17 protein-coding genes are annotated in these 25576 nt (G+C 62.8%); 12 read left to right on the top strand and 5 right to left on the bottom strand.

The window, feature by feature from the left end; translation table 11 throughout:
* Nucleotides 1-99: 99 nt before the first annotated feature.
* Complete coding sequence (locus GQB03_RS12925) at nucleotides 100-4773, top strand: glutamate synthase-related protein (RefSeq protein WP_159689868.1); 4674 nt, start codon at nucleotides 100-102, stop codon at nucleotides 4771-4773.
* A 1-nt stretch (nucleotide 4774) separates the two neighbouring features.
* A complete protein-coding gene (locus GQB03_RS12920; protein WP_159689866.1) occupies nucleotides 4775-6241 on the top strand; it encodes a glutamate synthase subunit beta in 1467 nt (488 codons plus the stop codon).
* A gap of 102 nt (nucleotides 6242-6343) precedes the next feature.
* Here GQB03_RS12920 and GQB03_RS12915 read toward each other — a convergent pair whose 3' ends face one another.
* Nucleotides 6344-7534 (bottom strand): acetate/propionate family kinase, encoded by a 1191-nt coding sequence (locus GQB03_RS12915; RefSeq protein ID WP_159689863.1) that lies wholly within the window; start codon nucleotides 7532-7534, stop codon nucleotides 6344-6346.
* A complete protein-coding gene (locus tag GQB03_RS12910) occupies nucleotides 7531-8943 on the bottom strand; it encodes a bifunctional enoyl-CoA hydratase/phosphate acetyltransferase (protein ID WP_159689861.1) in 1413 nt (470 codons plus the stop codon). The genes GQB03_RS12915 and GQB03_RS12910 overlap by 4 nt, the downstream gene beginning before the upstream one ends.
* A 209-nt stretch (nucleotides 8944-9152) precedes the next feature.
* On the opposite strand from GQB03_RS12910, the gene glmU reads away from it, so the two are divergent.
* Both glmU and glmS read left to right on the top strand, forming a co-directional pair.
* Entirely contained in the window at nucleotides 9153-10523 is a 1371-nt protein-coding gene (gene glmU, locus GQB03_RS12905) for a bifunctional UDP-N-acetylglucosamine diphosphorylase/glucosamine-1-phosphate N-acetyltransferase GlmU (protein WP_159689858.1), read from the top strand.
* 48 nt (nucleotides 10524-10571) lie between these two features.
* Nucleotides 10572-12401, top strand: a complete 1830-nt coding sequence (gene glmS, locus GQB03_RS12900; RefSeq protein WP_159689855.1) for a glutamine--fructose-6-phosphate transaminase (isomerizing) — start codon at nucleotides 10572-10574, stop codon at nucleotides 12399-12401.
* 425 nt (nucleotides 12402-12826) lie between these two features.
* On the opposite strand, the gene GQB03_RS12895 is transcribed toward glmS, so the two are convergent.
* Nucleotides 12827-13669 (bottom strand): hypothetical protein, encoded by an 843-nt coding sequence (locus tag GQB03_RS12895; RefSeq protein WP_159689852.1) that lies wholly within the window; start codon nucleotides 13667-13669, stop codon nucleotides 12827-12829.
* A gap of 88 nt (nucleotides 13670-13757) precedes the next feature.
* On the opposite strand from GQB03_RS12895, the gene GQB03_RS12890 reads away from it, so the two are divergent.
* The 4 genes from GQB03_RS12890 to GQB03_RS12875 all read left to right on the top strand — a co-directional run bounded on the left by GQB03_RS12890 (nucleotide 13758) and on the right by GQB03_RS12875 (nucleotide 17683).
* The gene (locus GQB03_RS12890) at nucleotides 13758-14624 is read left to right on the top strand and encodes an HET-C-related protein (RefSeq protein WP_159689849.1); all 867 of its coding nucleotides are present in this window, start codon (nucleotides 13758-13760) and stop codon (nucleotides 14622-14624) included.
* 2 nt (nucleotides 14625-14626) lie between these two features.
* On the top strand, nucleotides 14627-15775 hold the full coding sequence (locus GQB03_RS12885; RefSeq protein ID WP_159689847.1) for a hypothetical protein: 1149 nt from the start codon (nucleotides 14627-14629) through the stop codon (nucleotides 15773-15775).
* A gap of 270 nt (nucleotides 15776-16045) precedes the next feature.
* Nucleotides 16046-17188 carry an ImmA/IrrE family metallo-endopeptidase gene (locus GQB03_RS12880; RefSeq protein WP_200832216.1) on the top strand — a complete coding sequence of 381 codons (1143 nt, stop codon included), beginning with the start codon at nucleotides 16046-16048 and terminating at the stop codon, nucleotides 17186-17188.
* Between the two features lie 9 nt (nucleotides 17189-17197).
* A complete protein-coding gene (locus GQB03_RS12875; RefSeq protein ID WP_159689844.1) occupies nucleotides 17198-17683 on the top strand; it encodes a hypothetical protein in 486 nt (161 codons plus the stop codon).
* A 286-nt stretch (nucleotides 17684-17969) separates the two neighbouring features.
* Here GQB03_RS12875 and GQB03_RS12870 read toward each other — a convergent pair whose 3' ends face one another.
* On the bottom strand, nucleotides 17970-19133 hold the full coding sequence (locus GQB03_RS12870) for a DUF4346 domain-containing protein (protein ID WP_159689841.1): 1164 nt from the start codon (nucleotides 19131-19133) through the stop codon (nucleotides 17970-17972).
* Between the two features lie 66 nt (nucleotides 19134-19199).
* Here GQB03_RS12870 and GQB03_RS12865 point away from each other — a divergent pair, with 66 nt between their 5' ends.
* From GQB03_RS12865 to GQB03_RS12855, 3 genes are all read left to right on the top strand, one after another.
* Entirely contained in the window at nucleotides 19200-19595 is a 396-nt protein-coding gene (locus GQB03_RS12865) for a MerR family transcriptional regulator (protein ID WP_159689838.1), read from the top strand.
* Nucleotides 19596-19688: 93 nt separating this feature from the next.
* Nucleotides 19689-20831, top strand: coding sequence for a LysR family transcriptional regulator (locus GQB03_RS12860; RefSeq protein WP_235027052.1), 1143 nt, complete (start codon nucleotides 19689-19691; stop codon nucleotides 20829-20831).
* A 218-nt stretch (nucleotides 20832-21049) separates the two neighbouring features.
* Nucleotides 21050-22267 (top strand): FAD-dependent monooxygenase, encoded by a 1218-nt coding sequence (locus GQB03_RS12855; RefSeq protein ID WP_159689835.1) that lies wholly within the window; start codon nucleotides 21050-21052, stop codon nucleotides 22265-22267.
* A gap of 167 nt (nucleotides 22268-22434) precedes the next feature.
* Here GQB03_RS12855 and GQB03_RS12850 read toward each other — a convergent pair whose 3' ends face one another.
* On the bottom strand, nucleotides 22435-24093 hold the full coding sequence (locus tag GQB03_RS12850) for a fatty acid--CoA ligase (RefSeq protein ID WP_159689832.1): 1659 nt from the start codon (nucleotides 24091-24093) through the stop codon (nucleotides 22435-22437).
* Nucleotides 24094-24389: 296 nt separating this feature from the next.
* Here GQB03_RS12850 and GQB03_RS12845 point away from each other — a divergent pair, with 296 nt between their 5' ends.
* Complete coding sequence (locus GQB03_RS12845) at nucleotides 24390-25190, top strand: AfsR/SARP family transcriptional regulator (RefSeq protein ID WP_159689829.1); 801 nt, start codon at nucleotides 24390-24392, stop codon at nucleotides 25188-25190.
* Nucleotides 25191-25576: the final 386 nt, after the last annotated feature.

The following is a 25576-nucleotide window of genomic DNA, read 5'->3' as shown; positions in this document are numbered from 1 at the left end:
GCTCCGGCTTTTTTTGACGCCCGCACGGTTTGTGCGACTCATAAGCCGGCGACGCGGCCCTGTGCCGCCGGTATGTACGTGTTGTCGAGGAAAGACAGGATGGATCTCCCCCAGAAGCAGGGTCTGTATGACCCCAAGAACGAGCACGACGCATGTGGCGTCGGCTTCGTCGCACACGTCAAAGGCACGAAAAGCCATGACATCGTTACCCAGGGCCTCGAGATTCTCAAGAACCTGGATCACCGTGGTGCCGTTGGCGCCGACCCGCTGCAGGGCGATGGTGCAGGGATTCTTATCCAGATTCCCGATGCGCTCTACCGCGAAGAGTTCGCCGCCAAAGGCATCCAGTTGCCTTCCGCGGGCGCATACGGTGTGGGCATGGTATTCATGCCCAAGGAGATCGCCTCGCGCCTCGCCTGCGAGGAAGAGATTGCCCGCGCGATCCGTGCCGAAGGTCAGGTCCTGATCGGCTGGCGCGACGTGCCGGTGAATCCGGACATGCCGATGTCTCCGACGGTCAAGGCCAAGGAGCCGGTGATCCGCCAGGTGTTCATCGGTCGTGGTCCGGACATCATGGTGACCGACGCCCTCGAGCGCCGGCTCTATGTCATCCGCCGCCGCGCCGCCAATGCCATCGCAGCACTCAAGCTCAAGCACGGCACCGAGTTCTACATGGTTTCGATGTCGGCTCGCACGGTGAACTACAAGGGTTTGCTGCTGGCCACCCAGGTGGGTGAGTATTTCTTCGATCTGCAGGATCCGCGCTGCGTGTCGGCGCTCGCCCTGGTGCATCAGCGCTTCTCGACCAATACCTTCCCGAAGTGGAACCTCGCCCATCCGTTCCGGATGATCGCCCACAACGGCGAGATCAACACCCTGCGCGGCAATTACAACTGGATGCGCGCGCGCGAGAAGGGTGTCCATTCGCCGCTGCTCGGCGCGGATCTGGAAAAGATCTGGCCGCTGATCTACCCGGGGCAGTCCGATTCGGCAGCATTCGACAACGCCCTCGAATTGCTGGTGATGAGCGGCTATTCGCTCGCCCACGCGGTGATGATGATGATTCCCGAAGCCTGGGAGTCGCACACCTACATGGACGAGCGTCGTCGTGCGTTCTATGAATATCACGCAGCGATGATGGAGCCGTGGGACGGTCCCGCCGCGGTGGCGTTCACCGATGGCCGGCAGATCGGTGCCACGCTCGACCGCAACGGTCTGCGCCCCGCGCGCTACCTGGTCACCGATGACGACATCGTGGTGATGGCCTCGGAGTCCGGCGTGCTGCCGATTCCCGACAGCAAGATCGTCAAGAAATGGCGGCTGCAGCCGGGCAAGATGTTCCTGATCGACATGGATCAGGGGCGCATCATCGACGACAAGGAACTCAAGCAGTCGCTCGCCGCAGCCAAGCCCTACGCCGAGTGGATCAGTCGCATCAACATCAAGCTCGACGGACTCGCGGTGCCGTCGGATGCGAGCGCACCGGAGTGCAATGCCGGAATGCTCGATCGCCAGCAGGCCTTCGGTTTCACCCAGGAGGACATCAAGTTCATCCTCGAGCCGATGGGCAAGGCCGGCGAGGAAACCACCGGTTCGATGGGCAACGACTCTCCGCTGGCGGTCCTTTCCTCCAAGGAAAAGCCGCTCTACAACTACTTCCGCCAGCTTTTTGCACAGGTCACCAACCCGCCGATCGATCCGATCCGCGAGCAGCTGGTGATGTCGCTGGTGTCCTTCATCGGACCCAAGCCGAACCTGCTTGAGATCAACGAGATCAACCCCCCGTACCGTCTCGAGGTCAGCCAGCCGGTGCTGGACTTTGCCGGCATGGCGAAGATCCGTCAGATCGCGCGCTACACCAGCAACAAGTTCCGCTCGGCCGAACTCGACGTGTGCTACCCGGTTGCATGGGGCAAGGAAGGCGTCGAGGCGCGCCTGGCCTCGCTGTGTGCCGAGGCAGAAGACGCGGTGCTTCAGGGTTACAACATCCTCATCGTCTCGGACCGCAAGGTCGACGCCGAAAGCGTCGCCATTCCGGCGCTGCTGGCGCTCTCGGCGATCCATCAGCACCTGGTGGACAAGGGTCTGCGTACCCGTGCCGGCCTGGTGGTGGAGACCGGCACCGCCCGTGAGGTGCACCATTTCGCGGTGCTCGCCGGCTACGGCGCCGAAGCGGTTCACCCCTACCTCGCCATGGAAACCCTGCAGCAGCTTGCCGGTGACGCCGAGACCGGCGAGAAATACGTCAAGCACTTCGTCAAGGGGATTGGCAAGGGCCTCATGAAGGTGATGTCCAAGATGGGCATCTCGACCTACATGTCCTACACCGGCGCGCAGATCTTCGAGGCAGTGGGTCTCAAGCAGGCCATGGTGGACAAGTATTTCACCGGCACCACCAGCCAGGTCGAGGGCATCGGCGTGTTCGAGGTCATGGAAGAGACCATCCGCCTCCACAAGAAGGCCTTCAGCCCGGATCCGGTGCTCGCCAACATGCTCGATGCCGGTGGCGAATACGCCTTCCGCATCCGCGGCGAAGAGCATATGTGGACGCCGGACGCGATCGCCAAGCTGCAGCACGCCACGCGTGCCAACAAGGCCGAGAGCTTCAAGGAATACGCAAAGATCATCAACGACCAGAGCAAGCGCCACATGACGCTGCGCGGCCTCTTCGAGATCAAGCCCGCCGGTGCGCCGGTGCCGCTGGACGAAGTCGAGCCTGCCAAGGAGATCGTCAAGCGCTTCGCCACCGGCGCGATGTCGCTCGGCTCGATCTCGACCGAGGCGCACACCACGCTGGCGATCGCCATGAACCGTATCGGCGGCAAGTCGAATACCGGCGAGGGTGGCGAGGATCCGATGCGCTTCCTGCCGATCGAGAAGGACACCTCGCTGGCCGAGCGTATCGGCGCGGGGCGGATCGAGCGCGACATTCCGCTCAAGGCGGGTGACAGCCTGCGCTCCGCCATCAAGCAGGTGGCTTCGGGCCGTTTCGGCGTCACCACGGAATACCTGGTCAACGCCGACCAGATCCAGATCAAGATGGCCCAGGGCGCCAAGCCCGGCGAGGGCGGCCAGTTGCCGGGTCACAAGGTGTCCGAGTACATCGGCTTCCTGCGCCACTCGGTGCCGGGGGTCGGCCTGATCTCGCCGCCGCCGCACCATGACATCTACTCGATCGAGGATCTGGCGCAGCTCATCCACGATCTGAAGAACGCGAACACCAAGGCCGACATCTCGGTCAAGCTGGTGTCCGAGATCGGTGTCGGCACGGTTGCCGCAGGTGTTGCCAAGGCCAAGGCCGATCACATCGTGATCGCAGGTCATGACGGCGGTACCGGCGCTTCGCCGTGGTCGTCGATCAAGCACGCCGGTTCGCCGTGGGAACTCGGCCTTGCCGAGACCCAGCAGACCCTGGTGCTGAACCGCCTGCGCAGCCGCATCCGCCTGCAGGTCGATGGCCAGATCAAGACCGGCCGTGATGTGCTCATCGGTGCGCTTCTCGGCGCCGACGAGTTCGGCTTCGCGACCGCGCCGCTGGTCGTCGAAGGCTGCATCATGATGCGCAAGTGCCATCTCAACACCTGTCCGGTGGGGGTCGCCACCCAGGATCCGGAGCTTCGCAAGAAGTTCTCGGGTCAGCCCGAGCACGTGGTGAACTTCTTCTTCTTCATCGCAGAAGAAGTGCGCGAGCTGATGGCCCAGCTCGGCATCAAGAAATTCAACGACCTGATCGGCCGGGCCGATCTGCTCGACATGAAGAAGGGCATCGAGCACTGGAAGGCCAAGGGGCTCGACTACAGCCGCATCTTCCATCTGCCGGACGTTCCCGCGAAGGTCAGCCGTCGTCACACCGAGATTCAGGATCACGGTCTCGACAAGGCGCTCGACAACGAGCTCGTCAAGCTGGCCGAACCCGCGCTCGAGCGCGGCGAGAAGGTCTCGATCGACCTGCCGGTGCGCAACATCAACCGCACCGTCGGTGCGACGCTGTCCGGCGCGGTGGCGCGCAAGTACGGCCATCAGGGGCTTCCGGAGGACACCATCCATGTCAAGCTGACTGGCACCGCGGGTCAGAGCTTCGGCGCCTTCCTGAGCCGCGGCATCACCCTCGAGCTCGTCGGCGAAGGCAACGACTACGTCGGCAAGGGGCTTTCCGGTGGTCGCATCGTCGTTCGGCCGCAGGCCGAGTTCCGCGGCGCCACCTCGGAGAACATCATCGTCGGCAACACCGTCATGTACGGTGCGATCGAGGGCGAGTCCTTCTTCGCCGGCGTGGGTGGCGAGCGCTTCTGCGTGCGCAACTCGGGCGGAACCGCGGTGGTCGAGGGCGTGGGCGACCACGGCTGCGAATACATGACCGGCGGCACCGTCGTCGTGCTCGGACAGACCGGCCGCAACTTCGCCGCGGGCATGTCAGGTGGCGTGGCCTATGTGCTGGACGAGACCGGTGATTTCGAGCAGCGCTGCAACATGGCTCAGGTGGCCCTCGAGCCTGTGCCGGAGGAAATCGAGGCGCGCAAGGGCTCGGAGTCGGGCGACGAGCTCGAATCCCACGGTCGCGTAGATATCGACCACCTCGAGATGGCCGACGAGTACATCCTCAAGAGCCTGATCGAGCGTCACGTGCGCTTTACCGCGAGTCCGCGGGGCAGGGAGATCCTCGACAACTGGGCGAGCTATCGTGGCCGCTTCGTCAAGGTGATGCCGAACGAATATCGTCGTGTGCTGGCCGAGATGGCCGCGCAGAAGCAGAAGCAACTGGAGGCTGCGTAACATGGGGAAGCCCACCGGATTCAAGGAATTTGAGCGTCGTCCCGAGCCCTATGCGCCGGTCGACGAGCGGCTCAAGCACTACAAGGAGTTTGTCCTCGCCCTGTCGGACGACGATGCTTCGGTGCAGGGCGCACGCTGCATGGACTGCGGCATTCCGTTCTGCAACAACGGCTGTCCGGTAAACAACATCATCCCGGACTGGAATGATCTGGTTTACCGTGGCGAATGGCAGCAGGCCATCGAGGTGCTGCATTCGACCAACAACTTCCCGGAGTTCACCGGCCGTATCTGTCCGGCGCCGTGCGAAGCCGCGTGCACGCTCAACATCAACGATGACGCCGTCGGCATCAAATCGATCGAGCGCGCGATCATCGACAAGGCTTGGTCCGAAGGTTGGGTCAAGCCGCAGGTGCCTGCAGTCAAGACCGGCAAGGATGTCGCCATCGTCGGTTCCGGGCCCGCGGGCCTGGCGGCGGCGCAGCAACTCGCCCGTGCGGGCCACCGGGTCGTCGTCTTCGAGAAGAACGACCGTATCGGGGGCCTGCTGCGTTACGGCATTCCCGACTTCAAGATGGAGAAGTCCCTGATCGACCGGCGCATGGAGCAGATGGAGGCCGAAGGGGTGGAGTTCCGTGCCGGTGTCTACATCGGCAACACGGACGTGCCGCGCGGCGTCAAGAACTACTCGGCAGAGCGGATCAGCCCCGAACAGCTGATCAAGGACTTCGATGCGGTGATCCTCGCCGCGGGTTCGGAAGTGCCGCGCGACCTGCCGGTGCCGGGGCGCGATCTGGCCGGCGTGCATTTCGCGCTGGAATTCCTGATCCCGCAGAACAAGTCGGTGGCCGGCGACGGCAGCAACGAGATCTCGGCCAAGGACTGCGACGTGATCGTGATCGGCGGTGGCGATACTGGTTCCGACTGTGTCGGTACCAGCTACCGGCACGGTGCGAAGTCGGTGACCCAGTTCGAGCTCATGCCGCAGCCGCCCGAGCAGGAAGACAAGCCGCTGGTGTGGCCGTACTGGCCGATCAAGATGCGCACCTCGTCCTCGCACCGCGAGGGTGATACACGGCGCGAGTTCGCGATTGGTACCAAGGAGTTCGTTGGCGAGAACGGCAAGCTCAAGGCGCTCACCACGGTTCGCCTCGAATGGAAGGACGGCAAGATGGGCGAAGTGCCGGGCAGCGAGGAAACCTACCCCGCCGATCGCGTCTTCCTCGCCATGGGGTTCACCAACCCGGCGGCCTCGCTGCTCGAGGCATTCAGCGTCGAGAAGGACCCGCGCGGAAATGCCAAGGCGACCACCGATGGTGACGGCTGCTATTCGACCAACCAGCCCAAGGTCTTTGCCGCCGGAGACGTTCGCCGGGGCCAGTCGCTGGTGGTGTGGGCCATTCGCGAAGGTCGCCAGTGTGCCCGTGAGGTTGATCAGTTCCTGATGGGAAGCACCGTCCTGCCGCGCTGAGCATTCATCGCGCGCTGGCGGTAACGAAGAGGGGTGGTCGAAAGACCACCCCTCTTGTCATTCCATGTGCTGCCCGGTGCGGGCAGCGGGCAGCACGGGGATTCAGAGTCCGACGATTTCGCTGGTGTGTTCCGCGATCATCCACTCTTCGTTGGTCGCCACGGTGAGCACGGTCAGCCTGCTTTCGGGGCGCGACACGATGGTGTCGTGACGCTCGTTCGCCGACGCATCCAGGCTGGCACCAAGCCACGCGCATTGTTCGACGATGCGCGCCCGCACCGAGGCAGCGTGCTCGCCGATCCCGCCGGTAAACACCAAGGCCTCGATGCCGCCGGCCGCTGCCGCCAGCGAGCCGATCTCGCGGGCCGCCCGGTAGCAGTAAAGCTCGACCGCTTCATGCGCCTCAGGGGCATCGCTGCCGAGCAGTTCGCGCATGTCCTGTGAGATTCCGGATACGCCGAGCAGGCCGGATTGCTTGTACAGCAGGTTGGTGAGCGCCTTGGCATCCATGCCCTTTTGCTCCATCAGATAGAGCAGCACGCCCGGGTCGAGATTGCCGGTGCGGGTACCCATCATCAGGCCGTCGACCGCGGTAAAGCCCATTGATGAGGCGACGCTCTGGCCGTTGCGAAGCGCACACATCGACGATCCGTTACCAAGATGGGCCACGACGATCCCGCCGGAGGCCTTCTCGCCGAGCAGCGCCGGCAGGCGGCGGTTCACGTATTCGTAGGACAGCCCGTGGAAGCCGTAGCGCTTGATCCCTTCCGCAGACAAGGCGCGCGGCAGCGCGAACATCTGGGCGAGCGGTGGCTGGGTACGGTGAAAGGCGGTGTCGAAGCAGGCCACCTGCGGCACGTCCGGCATCAGGCTCGCGACCGCGCGGATCGCCCGCAGGTTGTGTGGCTGATGCAGCGGCGCGAGCGGCAGAAACTCGTCGAGCTGCGCCAGGATGGCGTCGTCCACCCGCACTGGTGCGCTATAGAGATCGCCGCCGTGTACCACCCGATGGCCGGCCGCCATGATCTCGAGATCGGGGTTGTGGCCCTGCAGCCAGCCGAACAGATGCGCGAGCGAGGCGCGGTGCTGGGCCTGCTGGTCGTCGGAATTGACGACCGAAACAGGCTCGTTGTAACGCTTTCCGCTCGCATCCTTGGCGAGGAGGCGGGGTCCGGCGCCGATGCCTTCGACCTGTCCCGACAGGGCCGGCTCGCCCGACAGCGTGCCGTTGATCGGGAAGAGCGCGAACTTGAGGCTGCTCGAACCGGCGTTGAGCACGAGAATGGCTTTCATGGACGGATCTCCTCGCGGCGCTTGTGGGCCATCACTTGGGCGATCGCGCACGATGCGGTTCGCGTTTCGGCGGTATCGGCGCGGCTGGTGAGCACGATCGGCACGCGCGCGCCGAGTACCACACCGGCCATCAGCGCATCGGCAAGGTACTCGAGCTGCTTGGCGACCATGTTCCCGGACTCGAGGTCGGGAACCACAAGGATGTCGGCATTGCCCGCGACTGCGGAGCGAATGCCCTTGGTCTTGGCCGCGACGATGGAGATGGCGTTGTCAAAGGCCAGCGGGCCATCGAGCAGGCCGCCCTTGATCTGTCCGCGGTCGGCCATCTTGCACAGCGCCGCGGCTTCGATCGTCGAACGGATCTTGGAGGTGACCGTCTCGACAGCGGAAAGGATCGCGACCTTGGGCTCCTTGAGTCCGAGCATGTGCGCGAGGTCGATCGCGTTCTGGATGATATGGACCTTGTCGTCAAGCGTTGGCTCGATGTTGATCGCCGCATCGGTGATCAGCAGCGGATGCGGATAGGTGGGCACATCCGCCAGGAACACGTGGCTCAGGCGTCGAGCGGTGCGCAGGCCACGCTCCTTCGAGACGACTGCGCTCATGAGTTCGTCGGTATGCAGCGAGCCTTTCATGAGCGCCTCGACCTCGAGGCTGCGGGCCATGGCCACCGCAAACTCCGCCGACTGGACGCTGTGAATCGTGTTCACGATCCGCACCCCGTTCAGGTCCAGTTCCTCTTCCTCGGCTACGGCGCGGATGCGATCTTCCGGCCCGACCAGGATGGGATCGACCAGGCCGGCCTCGCGGGCCTGCAGCGGGCCGCGCAGCGACTCAGCATCGCAAGGGTGCGCCACGGCGATCTGGACCGGCGCGAGACCGTCGGCAATCGAAAGCAGGTGGCGGTAGCGCAGCTCGCGGTCCGAGAACACTGCTTCGGGCAAGTCGACCCGTGGGCGCTTGATCTTTTCGGTGGGGGCCTGCACCTCGGCGGTGCCGTCGATCACCTTCAGGCCGTCCTGGTTGATGCACAGGCAATCGAGCAACAGATGGTGGTTGTGCTCGAACTTCTGGCGGCAGGTCACCGTCACCGTCAGCGTGTCGCCCACGCCGACCGGTCGCCAGAAGCTCAGCCCCTGCGAAACGTACACCGTGCCGGGGCCGGGAAACTCGGTACCCAGGATCGAGGAAATCAGGGTGCTGCCCCACATGCTGTGGCCGACCACCTCGCGGAACTGTCCGGAGCGGGCGAATTCGGGGTCGACATGGGTCGGGTTCACATCACCCGACATGAGCGCGAACAGATGGATGTCGCCGGGGCGCAGGGTGCGCACGAGCTGAGCGTGATCACCGACCTGAATCTCGTCGAAGGTCTTGTTCTCAATGAAATGTGCGGCTGGGGTATGCATGTTGTGACTCTCTTTTTTGCGTTGCAACATATCTATATTATCGGCATTACCATGAAGAAACTTAGACAAAAGTCAAAATTTGTCCGCAACGCACAAAATGCCGTCGTGGAATCGCCCGCGACCTGCCCGGGAGTGCCAACTGCATCGCATGAGCGCTCCGGAGCGCATGCTAAAATCCGCCGCATTCAGTTGCCTCCCAAGGGTTCTCCATGGAAGTTGTCGTCCTCGCTGCCGGTCAGGGCAAGCGCATGCGCTCGGTATTGCCGAAAGTGTTGCAGCCGATTGCCGGCAAGCCGATGCTCGCCCATGTGCTCGATACCGTCCGGGCGGTCGAGGTGCGCAAGATCTGCGTGGTCTACGGTCACGGCGGCGAGTTGGTGCGCGAGCGGCTCGATGCCCCCGATCTCGCCTGGGCCCGTCAGGAGCCGCAGCTGGGCACCGGCCATGCGGTCATGCAGGCCCTGCCGCACCTGAATGACGCGGAAATGGCGCTGGTGCTGTACGGCGACGTGCCGCTGATCGGCGTGCGCACGCTGCGACGGCTCGAACAGGCCGCCGGCCGCGAGCGCGTCGCGCTGCTGACCGTGAATCTGGATGAACCCACCGGCTATGGCAGGATCATTCGCGACGAAGCGGGGCGGGTTAGGCGCATCGTCGAGGAGAAGGACGCCAGCGGCGACGAACGCCGGGTGCGCGAAGTCAATACCGGCGTGCTCGTGGCACCGGTGGCGCTGCTGCGCGACTGGCTGGGGCGCCTTACCAACGACAATGCCCAGGGCGAGTACTACCTCACCGACATCATCGGCATGGCCGTCGATGGCGGGATCGAGGTCGTCACCGAACAGCCGGACCACCTTGCCGAAACCCTTGGCGTGAACAACAAGGCGCAACTCGCCGAACTCGAGCGCAGCCACCAGCGCGCGATCGCGCAGCGACTCATGGAAGAGGGCGCCACGCTCATCGATCCCGCACGCATCGACGTGCGCGGCGAACTCGTCTGCGGGCGCGACGTGGAGATCGACGTCAACTGTGTTTTCGAGGGCCGCGTGACGCTCGCCGACGGTGTGCGGATCGGCGCCAACTGCGTGATCCGCAACGCGCGGATCGGCGCAGGCAGCCGCATCGCGCCCTTCTCGCACATCGAGGATACCGAGATGGGCGAAGTCTGCGTGATCGGCCCCTATGCACGCACCCGTCCGGGCACGGTGCTCGCGGACGACGTGCACCTGGGCAACTTCGTCGAGGTCAAGAACAGCCGCATCGAAGCGCACTCCAAGGCCAACCATCTGGCCTATGTGGGCGATGCCGACGTGGGCCAGCGGGTGAACATCGGTGCGGGCACCATCACCTGCAACTACGACGGCGCCAACAAGTTCCGTACGGTCATCGAAGATGACGTATTCATCGGATCCGATACGCAACTGGTCGCGCCGGTCACGGTCGGGCGTGGCGCCACGCTCGGGGCCGGCACCACGCTGTCCAAGGATGCGCCGGCCGGGCAGCTCACCGTCTCGCGGGCGAAACAGATCTCGATCCCGGGCTGGAAACGCCCCGTCAAGCAAAAGCCTGGCGAGGCCTGACCGGCCGTCCGATCCTACGAACCGAACCATAGAATTCCGAGGCTTCCCATGTGTGGCATCGTCACTGCAATCGCAACCCGCAACATCGTCCCGGTACTGCTCGAAGGGCTGCGCAAGCTCGAATATCGTGGCTACGACTCGGCCGGTCTAGCGGTACTCCACAACGGTGAAATGGTCCGCCTGCGCTCTGCCGGACGGGTTGCGGAGCTTGCCTCGCTGGCCGACAACCGGCAGCTGCAGGCCAACATCGGCATCGCCCACACCCGCTGGGCCACGCACGGTGTGCCTTCCGAGCGCAATGCGCACCCGCATGTCTCGGCAGGGCTCGCGGTGGTGCACAACGGCATCATCGAGAACTTCGAAACCATCAAGGCCGATCTTCAGGCCAAGGGCTACGTTTTCGAGTCGGACACCGATACCGAGGCCATCGCCCATCTGCTCCACCACAAGCTCCAGTCCGGCGTCGATCTTTTCGAAGCGGTGCGGCTCACCACCAACGAGCTGCTCGGCGCCTACGCCATCGGCGTGGTCACCGAGGCCGACCCCTTCCGCGCCATCGTCGCGCGTCGTGGCTCCCCGCTGCTGCTGGGTGTGGGCGAGGACGGCATGTACGCGGCCTCGGACACCGCCGCGCTGCTGCAGGTGACCCGCAAGGTGGTGTACCTCGAGGATGGCGACCTCGCCGAACTGCGCCTCGACGGCTACAAGGTGGTCCTTGCTGACGGCACGCCGGTCGAGCGCGAAGTGCATCTGTCCTCGCTGTCCGCCGATGCGGTCGAGCTCGGCAAGTACCGGCACTACATGCAGAAGGAAATCTTCGAACAACCCCAGGCGCTCGCCAACACGCTTGAAATGATCGCCGGTGGCGGCTCGATCAGCGCACAGATCTTCGGCGTGAGCGCCACCGAATCCCTCGCCGCCACGCGTCGTGTGCTCGTCCTCGCCTGCGGCACCAGCTACCACTCCGCGCTGGTTGCCCGCTACTGGATCGAATCGATCGCGAAGATTCCCTGCACCGTCGAGATCGCCAGCGAGTACCGCTACCGCGAGTCCGTGCCCGACCCCGAGACCCTGGTGGTGGTCATCTCCCAGTCCGGCGAGACCGCCGACACCCTCGCCGCGCTCAAGCACGCCAAGAGCCTCGGCATGAGCAAGACCCTCGCGATCTGCAACGTGCCGGAGTCCGCCATCGTGCGCGAAGCCGCGCTGCGCTTCATCACCCGCGCCGGCCCCGAGATCGGCGTCGCCTCCACCAAGGCCTTCACCACCCAGCTCGCCGCACTCGCGCTGCTGACCCTGGCGCTGGCCAAGCAGCACGGCCGCCTGAGCGCGGAAGACGAGACACGCTACCTCACCGCGCTGCGCCACCTGCCGGTTGCCGTCGCCAAGGTGCTCGAGCTCGAACCGCAGATCGAGCAATGGGCGCAGAAGTTCTCCGGCAAGCAGCACGCGCTCTTCCTCGGCCGCGGCCGCCATTGGCCGATCGCCATGGAAGGCGCCCTCAAGCTCAAGGAAATCTCCTACATCCACGCCGAAAGCTACGCCGCCGGCGAACTCAAGCATGGCCCGCTGGCCCTGGTCGACAAGGAAATGCCGGTCATCGCCATCGCCCCGGCGGACGAACTCCTCGAAAAGCTCAAGTCCAACCTGCAGGAAGTCCGCGCGCGAGGCGGCGAACTCTACGTCTTCGCCGACGCCGGCTCCGAAATCCCCGAGAGCGAAGGCGTGCATATTCTCCACATGCCGGAGCACTACGGCATGCTCTCACCCGTCCTGCACGTCATCCCGTTGCAGCTGCTGTCGTACCACGCGGCGCTGGTGAAGGGGACGGATGTGGACAAGCCGCGGAACCTGGCGAAGAGTGTGACGGTGGAGTGAGGGGCAAGCTCTGATGTGATTATGATTTTTGACAATAAAGGCTGTCGGAAAAGAATAAAGGTTGTCGGATCAATGGGAGTTCGGCAATAAAAGCTGTCGAAAGTTGGCGGCAGATGAAGAACGAGTGTACGGAGTGTACGTATAGGTCAAGATGACCGTCTCAACGTAATGAAGCCCGGCGCAATGCGTCGGGCTTTTTGTTGCGGAGTTGTAGTCGGCTATTCGGCCGGAACAGACATTCGCTCAGAACAAGGCCGATGACTGGTATTTGTTTGTCTGCTGCCGCAATTCGGGAGATTGACCTTAACGGTGATTCAAAAAAACCCCAACTTGTCATGACATGAACCCCTAAGACACGTGAATTCCATAGACGCAATCTTTCAAGTACGTCCGAGCGAATCAGGCCAAGGGCCAAGGCGCCACAGCTATTTGCGCTGGTATAAGGGCTGTAGATTCGCGCCCCGATCCCTTGCCTGCTCGTAAGCCTCAAGCAGGTACCTTGTTTCCTTGGTCTGCTGGATTCGGTCGTTGACCCGGAGGATTCGCCACGCGAGGTTGGGGTGAGTGTATCCGTTGTCGAAGAACACCGAGGGCTTCCCAACGGCAAAGGCACCAAACTCATCTAGGGTCCGGAAGGCTTGCATGTTCCAGTTCAGCTTGGTCAGCTCAAGCACGACCCAGTTTGCCGCAAGCGAAACGTCATTCGCCTTGGTTTGCTTGGATCGAAGCTTCAGAACGGCGACAGCAAAATCGTCGGCATCCTCTTCTGCCGCCTTGGCCCTACTTGGCTCGATGTTGAGCTGCGACATTTCGCCGTCATGGAAAGCCGCTCCTGGGGTCCCCTTCTTCAGATGCCCCATTTCATGCATCAGAATGAAGACTAGGAAGTTCCCATCATCTAGACTGACCCGTCCTGGCCCGGCGGAGTTGCGCTGAATCCACTTCTTCAGGACAGAGGGGCTGACAAACACGCACCGGCAGCCACTCGGAACAGCTGCCGGGGTGACGATGGCGCCTGGCTTACCCTCTACCAAATAGACAGGGACTGCTTCCGAGGCCTGTCCACCGGGGGCCCTCCACGACGGCACGAGCCTCGGGCCATCATCCGCTACCAATTTGGCCACTTGGTCAATTGCCCGCTCGGCGAGTTGCCGACCTTCTTGGGTATGGAGCAGCCCCCGATCGGCAACCGGGTCGCCCGCTCGGGCGGCGTCGGTGACCAAGATGCTCGAAGCCAACGCTCCAACCACAACCCAGGCACAGGACATCGAATTTCTCTCCACTTTGGCGACACGACTATGGACATCATGGTGCCCGCAATGAATACTTCTTAGAGCGCCATTGGAGGGAGGAAGCATGCGACTGTTGCAACCCCTGGTCATCAGCCTAGCGATGATGCTCTCCGTCTCATATGGTGCGCAGGGCCAGCCGGTCAGCCCACAAAAACCACCGAAGCCGCCGGAAGACGTTCCTGACCTACGAACAGTGAAGCCGATCGTCGTGTGCGGCAATTGCGACCAACCGTTTGACACGAGCACGCACAAAGAGGTCCTGGAAGGTCTCGTCTCGAACAAGTATGTAGGCGAATTGCGTAAGGCGCTGTACTTGCAGGATACGTACCATCAGTTCGAATCGAAGGTTCACTTCGACAACTGTGACTTCGACGATGGCATAGCGTACATCGACAGTCTCCTCGCGGAGGTAGATCGCCACGTCACGGCTGCACTGGCGGCTCAGGACGAGAAAGATCAGGCTGCAGTCGAGGCTTCGGTGTTGAATGCCTTCTTCGCTCTTGGTCAAGCACTCCACGGCGTCCAAGACTTCTATGCGCACACCAACTACGTCGAGTTGAGCGTCGGACAGGTGAAGAAATCGACTGACATCGATGTCGTGTCTCCATGGAAGCAGTCCGGGAAGGACCGAATCAAGGAACTCATCAGCAAGGGCCTGGTGTCTGGCTATGTCTTCTGGGGCTTCCCTCAGATGTGTCCCAAGGGCACTCCAGCCCACGCCGATATGGCGAAGGACAAAGCCACCACCCCTAGCGGCGCCGTGAAGGTTCCGCACCTGGAGAATCGGAACCGTTACCAGATTGCCGTGCAATTGGCTCGAGAAGCCTCGCAGGATCTGATCGACGACGCCTTTCGGAAATGGCCGCTGCTCAAGGAGGTGAACGGCAAACACATGGCGTTCGAAGTACTCGTGGACCGCCGCAGCCTTTGATCATGCCAACGTTGGCCCAGAGTCTACCCGCTGCGTTTTTGCTTTCCGCCGTTTACGCATCAGCAAGTGCCCAGGTACCGCCGACTTGCCGACTCGATGATGAGGGCGGGAAGGTTGCCGCCTCGACCATACGGCTCGCCATGAAAGCTTATACGGCACTTGGCAAGCCGCTCCCATTCAATGTCGTCGTCGCTAATCCGAAGACGGCGCCGTCCGGAGCGGAGTCGCTGGCCGTCTATGTTGTCACCGATGCCTCTGCCAGCTCAGTGGGGAAGGACGGCTGCATTTTCAAGAAAACTACATTTGTAAAAAGCGAGGAGCTCGACGCCGTCAGTGTTCGCGGCGGGTGCGTCGCAGTAGCCGGAACAATGGAGGTCAAGTGCTCATCAGAGGCCGTTCAAATTTTTGCCAAGCAAGGGGACCGACCAGGGCGAGCAAACCCTGCCCTGCTCTATGTCCTTGCCCACGAACTTGGTCACATATTGCAGCGGCGTCCAGGGGAGTACGCCGGCCGGGTGGAGCCCATCGATCTCAAACAGACCCAGGAAGCGAAGTTGGACACGCTGAAGGACTCCTGCGACCCTGGCTTACTTAAGGCCGAGGAAGACGCAGATCGCCTAGCAGTCCAGGTATTGGTGAAGTTGCTACCAGAACCGCCATATCGCGAGCCCTTGTTTTCTGCCCAAGGTTCGGTGCTCTGGGGAGTAGACCAGTTGAATCTTGCTGCGAACAACTGGCGCAAGGTCTCGCTTGAGCGAGAGTTCATCAGCCATCCGAAGCCCCACAAGAGTTTCGTTCCTATCGAGCTACCAGCCCCAGCGCCAGCCGTCCAGGCGAATGCCAAGCGCTTCGTCTGCGACGTCCTAACGAAGAATGCTGGCGTTATCTACTACCCCGGACGGGCGGCCACACATCCCACGTTGGAGGTGCGCATGCAACGAATAGCCGCAGCGCTGCGTCCCCTGGCGGCACAACTGCCGAAGACCGGCGCCCAGCAAGAGTACAGGTCCGTTGCCGTCCTGCAGGAACAGATTAGCGATATCTTCACATTCATGTACCAGGAAACAGGGATCTATCTCGAGGCAGTTCAGAGCGCGATTTGCACCCGGGTCAACAGCGACCGACCGACTGAAGGCTGTTTGAGCAAATAGGCCTCTTCCCCATACGCCAGTCCCCATCCAAGCACGCTGAGCGACGCTCCAAAATCAACGCGGCTGGATATCCCGGGCAGGTCACAGCCGCATGTGGTCAGCAACAGGCACCACCTCGGCCGTTGCGGACGGAGAAGCTGCGATTCGCGAATGACCGCTGAGCGGTGCGGACTCGCTGGATTGGGAGCGCTCATGCAACGACTGGTCGTGTCACGCAGGCATCGTGGAATCTGCTTCCCAGCAGATGAGTTTGCGATTTGATGCAAGTTTATGTACTATCGCAAACAAATGGAAAACGCCCAATACCGCACGCCTGGTCAACTCATCGAGGCATTGCTCGCCGAACGCGGTTGGAACAACCGCATCCTTGCCGCAGTGCTTGAAGTCGAAGAGACGGGCATCAGTAAGCTGATCTCCAGCAAAAAGGCCGTCACACCGGAGGTGGCGATTTCTTTGGAGGAAGTGTTTGGCATACCTGCGGAGAGGTTTCTTGAGCTTCAACGCAACCTCGATTTGGCTAGAGCGCGCATCGTAACCATCCCCAATCCTGTGCGCGCCGAGCGGGCCCAGGTGTTCGCCGAACTACCCGTTGCCGAGCTGATCAAGCGTCAGTGGATCAAGGCCGATAACATCCGCGACTTGGATGCCATAGATCAGGCGCTCTGCGCATTTTTCGACGGTCAGAACCCAAGCCAGATCGCACGCACGCCGCATGCGGCTAAGAAAACCTCCGCAGGCGAACACGCGTCGGCGGCGCAGCTGGCTTGGCTGTACCGGGTTCGACAGATCGCTAGAGAACTGCTGGTGCCCAAGTATCAGGAGTCCGATGCACGAGCTGCGCTCCCCAGGCTTCGGGCCTTGCTCAGTGCTCCCGAAGAGGCTCGGCACGTGCCACGCATCTTGCAAGAATGTGGCATCCGATTTGTCGTTGTCGAGGCGCTCAAGTCGTCCAAGATCGATGGAGTTTGTCTGTGGCTGGACGAGCACTCTCCCGTGATCGGCATGACAATGCGGTATGACCGCATGGACAACTTTTGGTTTGTGCTTCGCCACGAACTGGAACACGTTTTGTTGGGCCACGGCAAGCTCGAGCCCTCGCTCGATGTTGATCTCAATGGGGATGTCATCAACGAAGAAGAGAGATTGGCTAACGCGGCCGCTTCTGAGTTTTGTGCGCCTAAGGCACGTATCGACAGCTTCATTAAGCGGAAAGCACCTATCTTCCCTGAACGTGACTTTCTGGGGCTGGCGAAGGTCCTCGGCGTGCACCCGGCCCTCGTGGCCGGACAGATTCAATTTAAGACGGGCAGGTATGACCTCTTCCGGTCTCATCTGACGAAGATTCGCGATCGCGTATTGCCGAGCGCAGTAGTAGATGGCTGGGGCGATGTCGCTCCAGTGGGCTTAAGCTAAGGAAGCAGCATGACCAAGAATCAACGGTTACAAGCACTGATCAATCGGTACAAGCAGGAAACCGGCGAGAAGGTGGTCGATATGGACCAAGTTGCCGACTGGGCGATCCGCCAAGGAGCCACGCTGCCAAAGCCTAAAACCGCTCGCGAGCTATTCGCAGCCCAATTGGCCGACGCCGCACGTGCCGAGTACCGTGTCGATCCCAAGACGGGCTTGTCGTATCGTGCAAATCATGCCCTGCGCAAAAGAACGGGCGATGGTAGGCAGATGGTGCTGTGGGTCGATATGGAGGACGCGACTCGCGCGCAAATGCTGTGGTCTCTCGCCGACCGCCGCCAGCAAATGGTCGGGGATGCCGTGCATCTCAAAATCGACGAGATGATCTGGAACAGTAAGCACCCCAACGAAGAGCCGATTCAGCAGGAGATGGACTTCACGTACGACGTGGAAGAGCGCTTGAATTCACCCGGCTACGGTGCCGGCGAAGCTGCCTAATCAGGATGCTCGGTACTGATTGGATTTAACGCTGTGAGGGCATGTCGCTCATTAACGTCAGAGGCCGCTTCCATCCAGAAACGGCCATTCTGCTGTCGCTAACTGGATGGCAGCTTCGGCCGACAAGAAGTCACTCCGTTTCCGGAGGAGAGCGCCTGTCAAAGACTTGTGTGTATGCGTCGATCATGATCGGAATATCGCGGGGCGGCGAGGGTGCGGGAAATGCCGTCCCCGTATTTCAGCGCTCCTTGGTTGAATCCTGCATGCGGATTTGATGTGCCTCCCCCTAGTGACACGAGGAACATCCACACGACGGTGTCGGGGGCTCTGCCTCTGCGGGCTCGCTTGCACCCGGGGCTTTATCCTGGGTGTATTCCGTGTCGTCCCGCAAGGCGGCTTCCGCTCTGGCCAGTTCGCGTCCCAGATAGGCGGCGTGGTCGAGTCGGCTGATCAATCTGGCGGCGATGACGGTACCGTAAAGCGCGGCGGGTGTTTCGCCCTGGAGGATGCGGGTGAGGACGCCGGTGTTGTCGTAGTGCTCCAGCACCAGTTGCCTGCGCTGGCGGTCGGGGTAGATCACCAGGTAGCCGGCGGGGTCGGATACCAGTCTTGTTGCTTCGGTCGCGTGTTCGGCTTCGAAGTGGTGGCCTTCTGGCAGGAAGGTGGTGTCCGGTCCCGGGTCACGCGCGGCGGCTTGGGCAATGGCTTCGGTGATCGCTTCGACATTTGTTTCGCCGATCAGGTCGATGATTCCCACGCGCCGGCGGAACGCTTCGACGTGCTCGGGGGCGACGTTCCGGATCACCGGCCGCTTGCCGGCTGCGTCGCGGATGCGGCCATGTTCGTCGAGGCCGTGGCGCATCAGGCTGATGAGGGATTGCCCCGGCAGGTGGCCGATGGCCTTGCGGGTATCGTCTCCGCAGAGAAGCAGGAAGCGGATGTTGGGGTTGGGCAAGAGGTTGCGGATCAGGTGTTCGATGCCGAGGTTTTCGGTGCGCATGGTGCCGACAATCGCCATGCCAGCGGGGCCGGCCATGGCCAACCGGCCGACCAGGTCATCGGCGTTGAGCGTGCATACCGCCACCGGGGCCCGATGGCGCAGGACCTTGTAATCGCCGGGCAAGGGCGGCCAACCATCCCTCAATACCGGTTCGGCGGTGGCGCAGTGGCCGGCGTCGGCCAGCGTGGGATCAATCTCGGTGGCGGCATTCGAGGCAAGCGCCGGCCAGCACACCTCGCAGCCAAGGCAGTCGTATCGGCGCGCTTCGAAGCGTGCTTTGGCTTCGCCGAACAGGCCCGGCAACAGTGCGGCCAGTGCGGCTGACTGATCGAGCGCGTTCACCGCGTCCTGAAAGCAGCCGCAGCGATGGCACTTGGTGTGCGCGATGGCTTCTTGCAGCTCGGCTTCGACGACTTGCGCGGCTTGCTGTTCCTGACTGGGTTCGCTCATCGTGGCCTCCCGGCCGGACACATTGGCCTATATTGAAAACCCTGAAGTGGCTTAAGGGTCAACGGCATGCGAATAGGAGAGCTGGCCAAGCGGACTGAGGTGTCGGTTGCGACCATTCGCTTCTACGAGCGGGAGGGCCTGCTGCTGAGGCCGTCCCGTTCTGCAGCGAATTATCGGCAGTACGGGCCGGATGCCGCCCTGCGGCTGAGCTTCATCGCGCAGTGCCGCTCGCTGGGCATCGGCGTGGGGGAGATTCGCCGGCTCCTGGTGCTGACCGAAATGCCGGGTGCCGACTGCGGTGAGGTCGATGCGATGCTCGACGCGCACATCGAGAAAGTGCGCGAGCAGCGGCGCAGTCTGGCGAAGCTGGAGAGGGCGTTGTTGGCGCTGCGTCGGGACTGCGATCCGCTCGGGCAGGTGCAGGGATGCGGCATTCTGCGGGACTCGAAGCTGGTCCGGTGAGGCACTGACCGGGCCGGGGTCTCGCTCATGGGTCGCCTCCCGCCCCGGTCGCCGCGGTACGTATCGGAGCCAGCCGATTACCTGACAACCAGAATGGCGCCGCCCGATTTGCACAACGTGCCTTTTTGGATCGTGTGTTGGCGCGGGTACGATGACGGGGCAGGGCGCGATATCGTGCTCGCGCGGAACACCCCAACCGAAAGCTTCCGCCGCCGTGGATTGCAACCGGTTGCGGCCGTTATCAAGCGCTCCGCGGCTCGCGCTTCCGAGCGGTTCCTGTTCGGGAGCCGGTTCACGAATGAATGGCTTGCCATGGACCTGAACGACTTCGACCTCAACCTGCTGCTGGTCTTCGATCACTTGCTGAAAGAGAAGAGCGTGTCGAAAGTGGCGGAAGTGCTGGGGGTTACACAGCCGGCGATCAGCCGCTCGCTGAAGCGCTTGCGCGAGCAGCTGGGCGACGAGCTGTTCTACCGCACCCCGAACGGCATGGTGCCAACGGCCTATGCCCAGCATCTCGCCGGACCGATTGCCGATGCCCTGGATGCCATCGGCAATGCGTTCAGCAACAGCTTCAGCTTCGACCCGGCGACCAGCCAGCGCTACTTCACGCTGCGTATGTCGGACATCGGCGAGATCTACATCCTGCCCCGCCTGATGCGCATCCTTGCCGAAGAGGCGCCCGGCGTTTCGGTCACGATCGTGCGCGGCAATGGCGATGCGCTGCGCGCAGGGATGGAGGCGGGGACGATCGACCTGGCGATCGGCCTGATCGACGGGCTGGAAGCCGGGTTCTTTCGCCGCCAGATATTCCGGCAAGGCTACGTCTGCGTATTCCGTCCCGGGCACCCGTTGGCAGGCCGGGACATGAGTCTCGAGGATTTCCTGGGCGCCCAGCATGCCGTCGTCTCCGCGGTCGGTACCGGGCACGCCCGGATCGACGAACTGATCGAAAAGCAGGGCATCAGGCGGAAAGTGAAGCTGCGGGTTCCAAACTACGCCAGCCTCGAGCGCCTTCTGCAGGGCACCGACCTGATCGCGACGGTGCCCGAGGCGCTGGTGCAGCCCAACATCCATCCGTTCGCTCTGGCCTACTCCAGGCACCCGGTCGATCTGCCGAAGCTTTCGATCGACGCGTTCTGGCATGCGCGCGCGCATCGCGATCCGGCCAATCAGTGGCTGCGCAACGTGATCGCGGTGCGCTGCGCCTTGCCCGCCGTCGAAACCCGAGACTGAGTGTTTCCGCTCCACGTTTGACGAAGCCGCATAACCAATGGTTATGCGAGTGATTGCATTTCGTCTATTGAGTAATGGATGTCCTGTCCCTACTCTGCAGGCCAGCCCAGCGCTTGCAGGCGTCACAGCCGGACGCGCTGTTTCATACCGGGGCAGAGAATGAATCGCGGTGGTGGATGGCCGCGGACGACATCAAAGACATCAATTGGAGGAATCCCATGGCCAGGCAGGATTGGAAGATAGCTGTCGTCGGTGGCGGCATCGGCGGTTTGACGCTGGCGCTGGCGCTGCGCGAACACGGTATCGAGGTGGATATCTACGAACAGGCCAACGAGTTGCGCGAGATCGGCGCGGCGGTTGCGCTTTCGGCAAACGCCAATCATTTTTTCCAGCGCGTCGGCCTGCGCGAAAAGATGGACCAGGTCTGCTGCTCGATCCCGACGCTGATCTACCGGGACGGCCGCGACGGCCGCGTGATCGGACGGCACGGCGGCGAGCCGAGCTACGAAGAGCGCTTCGGCGCCTGCTATTGGGGTGTCCACCGCGCCGATTTCCAGATGGTGCTGTCCCAGGCGGTCGGCATGGAGCGTATCCATCTGGGCAAGCGACTCCGTGAATTGAAGGACTCAGGCGATGAGGTGGTACTCGAGTTCGAGGATGGCAGCAGCGCGGTTGCCGACCTGGTGATCGGCGCCGATGGTGCGCGCTCGACCGTACGCAAGCTGCTGCTTGGATACGACGACTGCATTTACTCCGGCACCTCGGGTTTCCGCGGCATCGTGCCGGCCGACAAACTCGACCTGCTGCCCGACCCCGAGGCGATCCAGTTCTGGATGGGGCCGGGCGGACATCTGCTGCATTACCCGATCGGCACCCGCGGGGATCACAACTTCCTGCTGGTGGAGCGCAATCCGTCCGTCTGGCCGTCGCGCGACTGGGTCATACCTTCCGAGCCGGGCGAGCAGCTGCGCCGTTTCCATGACTGGCATCCCGCCGTCGTGCAGATGATCAGCGCGGTGCCGACCAGCCCGCGTTGGGGGCTGATCTACCGCTGGCCGCTCGGGCGCTGGACGCGCGGCCGCGTCACCCTGCTGGGCGATGCCGCGCACGCGCTGGTCCCGCATCATGGCCAGGGGGCCAATCAATCGATCGAGGATGCGGTCGTGCTCGCCGCAAGCCTCGGCAAGCACGGGCGAGCCGGGCTCCCCGAGGCGCTCGAAAGCTATGAACGCCTGCGTCGCGGTCGTACCCGCAAGGTCACCTATGCGTCGGTGACCACCGCCGACATGCTGCACCTGCCCGACGGCCCGGCCGCGGATGCGCGCAACGCACGTTTCTCCAGCCCCGATGCGGTACTGCACCACCTCGACTGGATTCACGATTTCGACCCGCACGCCCAGGTGCCGACCGAACGGCAGGGCGGAACTTGGCTCTGAAACCCCGGATTGCCACTGCCGCGGCGCGACGTGCCACGGCAGTGGCGGCAAGGCGGTCCGGAGGCATTCGGGGAATCACCGGCAGTGCCGGTGCGTGCGCAGGGCAGGGCGGGACGCCACTGACGATCGGCGATTCACGTTCCACCGGCGTGCCCCGGGGCTGAACACTAGATCTTGAGTGCCTCTGGATCGGCCCGCATGAGTCGCTTGTTCATCTTGCCCACACTGGTCTTCACCAGCGTCTTCACGAAGCTCACCTGGAGCAGTTTGCCGTAGCGCGAGACGCCGGCGGCTTCGATCGCGTGTGCTGCGAAGTTGCGCAGCGCGTGTTCGGTGAGCTTCTCCTCGAACCCCTGCTTGAGTACCACCAGCGCGAGCGGGCGCTCGCCCCATTTCTCATCCGGCACGCCGATCACCGCGACTTCGTGAACCGCCTCGTGCTTGCCGATGATGTCTTCGAGCTGGAGCGAGGAGGTCCATTCTCCAGCAGTCTTGATCACGTCCTTGATACGATCGGTGACCTTCAGGAAGCCCCGTTCGTTGATGTTGCCGATGTCGGCGGTGTGCAGATAACCGCCTTCCCACAGGGCCTGGGAGGCATCGGGAGCATGCAGGTAGCCCTGTGTCAGCCAAGGCGTCCGGACGACCACCTCGCCGGTCGTCTTGCCGTCGTGCGGCAGCGTCTTCATGTCCTGATCGACGATTTTCAGGTCCACCAGCGGTAGCGGCCGGCCGGTCTTGGCGCGGGTCACTGCCTGTCGTTCGGGCGGGTCGGCAAGGTCCTGGCTGTCGAGATGCGCGATGGTCAGCACCGGGCAGGTCTCCGACATGCCATAACCGGTGAACAGGTCGATGCCGCGCTCCTGTGCCGAGATCGCCATCGCCTCGGGCATCGCCGCGCCACCGATGAGGATCTTCCAGCCGGTGAAGTCCACGGCCTTCGCGACCGGATGACTCAGCATCATGTGCAGGATCGTCGGGACGCAGTGCGAGAACGTCACCTTTTCCGCGGCGACGAGCCGGCAGAGCTGGTCGGGTTGGTAGCGCCCCGGGTAGACCTGCTTGAGCCCCATCATCGTTGCCAGGTACGGAAAGCCCCACGCATGGACGTGGAACATCGGCGTGATCGGCATGTAAACGTCCTCGCGATGCAGGCGTCCCTGCTCGCGCGAACCGCCAAGGGCGGCGGCGCAGGCCAGCGTGTGCAGGACGAGCTGGCGGTGGCTGAAGAAGACGCCTTTCGGGTTGCCGGTCGTACCGGTGGTGTAGAAGGTCGTGGCCTGGGCGTTTTCGTCGAAATCGGGGAAATCGAATTCGCTGTCGCTGTCCGCGAGGAGGCGTTCATACTCGGCATCCGCCGCGACCGGCGGCGTGGGCATGGTTGCCTCGTCGCTGAAGACGATGAATTGCCGCACGTGCTCCAGCGCCGGGGCGATCTGCGCCAGGATCGGGAAGAATTCGCTGTTTACCAGCAACACTTCGGCCCCTGCGTGGTTCAGCGTGTACAGGATCTGATCTGGACTCAGTCGGACATTCACCGTCTGCAGCACCGCACCCATCATTGGCACCGCAAAAAAGCATTCCAGGTAACGATGACTGTCCCAGTCCATCATCGCGACCGTCGAGCCCGTCTCGACGCCCAGGCGAGAAAGGCCGTTGGCCAGGCGGCCGATGCGCTCGCGCAACGTGAGGTAGCTGTAGCGGACGTTGCCCTGGTAGGTGATTTCCTGCTCGGGCGCGCTGGCCAGCGGGGTCAGCAAGAGTTGCTTGATCAGGAGCGGGTACCGATAAGCGGAATCGCATGATTCGATTACTTTGATGGGCATGGTCTGGCTCTTCTTCTTTTCGGGACGGGTAATTTACCCCAGCGCCCGCGCTTGGTCGGCATCTTGTCCGATCGTTTCCGCCTTGGTGACCCCGGCCCTTGTCCGGCCGGGCGATCCGGGCGATACGATGGATTGGTGCGCGGTGCGGACTATCGACTAGACTGTGTTACACAGTGTGTCACGGTGGTGGTGAGCAAGCATGTTATCGAGTCGAATCCCCGACGCATTCCCCGGACGGATGGGCAATCGCCTGCCGACCATGGCCGGCGGTCAACACCCTGGCGAGGGGCACGTGCTTGGATGACGACCCCGTTCCCCGAGAGGACGTGGCGGCCCCGGTCCGCGTCTACACCATGGGTCGCTTCGCGCTGGTCAAGGATGGGGTGCCGATCGCGTTTACCGGAAAGAAGTCGCCGCGAAAGGCGCTTGAACTCCTCCAGGCACTGATCGCACTGGGTGGGCGAGACGTCCATCTGAGCCATCTGATGGGGGCGGTGTGGTCCGACATCGAGAGCAGCGACCAGCGCAAGCTGTTCGACAACACGCTGCATCGCCTGCGCAAACTGCTCGGCTGCAACGAAGCGATCGTGCTCGGCGGGACGAAACTGACCCTGAACCATGAGGCCTGCTGGGTCGATGCGTGGGCGTTCCAGCGTCAGGCGGGGATGATACTTTCCGGCAAGGACGCATCCGAGCAGGCCGCGCTTCGGGCCATCGCCCTCTACCAGGGGAGCTTTCTCACCGGCGAACTGGATCTGCCCTGGCTGATCTCCTACCGTTTTCGCCTTCACAGCCTTTTCCTGCGGCTGGTGCTGACCCATGGGCAGACCCTCGAGGCGGCAGGCAAGTGGCGGGGCGCAGTCGACATGTATGAATTCGCGATCGAGAAGGACAATCTCGTCGAGCGGCTTTATCAGCGCCTTATCTTTTGCAATCAGGCACTTGGCGAACATGCCGAGGCCTTGAGGGTCTATCGCCGCTGCCATCAGGTCCTTTCCGTCGTGTTCGGCGTCCAGCCATCGCGGGAGACGGAGCGGATCTGCCAGTTCAGCCGGGAGGTCGGCCGAGCTGCGGGCGGCGCCGATGCTGGGCCTTGAGTCACCGCCGCGGCGATCGCATTAATACTTTCGATGTATGTGTGGGAATTGTTGATCGCTAGGTGATCGCTAGGATCGCCTCCCGTAATCTCGAATTGTATTTATTTGTTTCGGCGGCCGGTCCGGGTGTTTCCCTGGCCGACTCCCTCCGCCGGAGACAGAGCAATGCGATGAAGGCCGGCCGGCCGCACTGGTCACAGACGAAGCGCCGGACGCCGATCCGAATTCGAAAACGCAGGAGTGGTGGCCTATGGCGTTCGAGCTGGCAGCTGTCGTGATCCGGATGATCGATCCGGAAGCGAATCCGGCAATGACCACGCTCGTACCCACCGCGTCCGACGCTGCTGCGCCCGCAGATCTGCTGCGGTTTCGCCCCAATCGGCCCG

This window comes from Cognatazoarcus halotolerans, from assembly GCF_009800965.1.
In the GTDB taxonomy this organism is placed as follows: Bacteria; Pseudomonadota; Gammaproteobacteria; order Burkholderiales; family Rhodocyclaceae; genus Cognatazoarcus; species Cognatazoarcus halotolerans.
This window is presented reverse-complemented; position numbering and strand designations above follow the sequence as displayed.